This window comes from Nesterenkonia haasae, assembly GCF_010119385.1.
Classification (GTDB): Bacteria; Actinomycetota; Actinomycetes; order Actinomycetales; family Micrococcaceae; genus Nesterenkonia; species Nesterenkonia haasae.
Genome location: NZ_VFIE01000012.1, coordinates 1 through 519 on the forward strand (window position 1 = coordinate 1; position 519 = coordinate 519).

Annotated in this window: 1 protein-coding gene; it reads left to right on the forward strand. The window is 68.4% G+C overall.

Features of this window, described 5'->3' with window-relative positions; all coding sequences use genetic code 11:
* Nucleotides 1–519, forward strand: a 519-nt coding sequence (locus FH975_RS00040) for a hypothetical protein (protein WP_202922923.1), incomplete at both ends; no start/stop codon positions are given.

Sequence of the window (519 nt, forward strand, 5' to 3'; positions counted from 1 at the left end):
TCGACTTCACCCGCGACCGCTCGCTGTACATCCGCGAGCAGCCGCCGGATTCCCGCTTCGACGTGCCCGGCAGTGGCCTGTACCTGCAGGTAGTGATGCCGCACGGCAAGGGCAATTCGATGTCCGCTGAAGGCCCGATGCTGCCCACCGTCGGCGGCGGCCTGCTGGCACCGCGCCAGGAGGTGTTCGAAGGCCCGCTGCCGATGATCCAGATCGACGGCAGCCAAGGCTCGGTGTACCGCTACGGCCTCGGCCTGGTGTGGGGCGCCGACGCCGATCCTGCCACCGAATTCCCGTACACCATCTATGTGATGGAAGACTCGCGCGCGCTGGGTGCCCAGCTGCGCGTGTTCCGTGGCCGCGTCTGGTTCTACCTGGGCGGCATCGGCCTGATCCTGCTGCTGCTGCAGACCGTCATCCTGCAGTGGAGCCTGCGCCCGTTGCGCCGGGTGATCACCGAGTTGACCAAGGTGCAGCGCGGCGAGACCGAGCGCATGAGCGAGCGCCACCCGCGCGAGC